The following is an 867-nucleotide window of genomic DNA, read 5'->3' on the forward strand; positions in this document are numbered from 1 at the left end:
TTCCGCTGAATGCGCTGGCCGCGCTTAATGTCGTCATCGGACGCGATATAGGCCGTATTGCCCGCGTCCTTCATGTCGTCGCCCAGAGCCTTGCCGCCCTGAGAGAAGACGGGGATCAGGGCGTCCGACAGGCCCAACGCCGACGACGCGGTGCGGCGGCCCGACGAATTCTGTCGCGCGATGGCATCGGCGATCGCAGGAAGCATCGCGCCGACATTGACCGTGCCGTCGTCGTTGAGCTGCATCGTGACGCCGAGCTTCGACAGCATCGCCAGCGCGCCGGTGTTGCGGCCGTATCGAGCATCGTTCAGCGTCTGCGAAAGGCTGGCCAGCCCGCCGGTGGCCGCGCCCTTATCGACGCCCATGCGCTCGCTCGCCGCAGCGAACTCCTGGAATTCCTTCCGTGCGACGCCAATCGTGTCGGCCGTTCGACCAATCAGCGCCGCGCCCTTGGCCCATCCGTCCGCCATCTTGAACGCTGCGAAGCCGGCCGCCGCCAGCACGCCGACGGTAGCCCCCGCGACCGTACCCACCACGCCGAGCGTGCTGCCCAGCATGGACGCGCTGCCCGCTGCCTCACCCAACCCCGTGCCGGTCGCCGCCGCCGCCTCCCGGATCGCGCCGAGGCGCGTCGCAAAGCCCGACGTGACCGAACGGCCGCCGAACACCCTCGCGCTCGCCTGTTCGACCTGGCCGAGGGTGCGCAGCGCGCTCCGGCTGGAGCGTCCCAGTCCCTCGCGCATCGCGCGATCCTGGTTGCGGGTGACAGCGCTGACATGCTTCGGCACCGTGCCGAGGCGCTTCTCCGCCGACCGGGCGCCCTTCGCCGTCCGGTCGTTCGCGGTAATGTCGATCGCGACCTTCGGC

At 69.9% G+C, this 867-nt stretch carries 1 protein-coding gene; it reads right to left on the minus strand.

From position 1 onward, the window contains the following. Nucleotides 1–867, minus strand: an 867-nt coding sequence (locus ACGVWT_RS19180) for a hypothetical protein (RefSeq protein WP_394427828.1), incomplete at both ends; no start/stop codon positions are given.

Origin of the sequence: Sphingomonas sp. S6 (assembly GCF_043498045.1) — a bacterium.
GTDB lineage: Bacteria > Pseudomonadota > Alphaproteobacteria > Sphingomonadales > Sphingomonadaceae > Sphingomonas.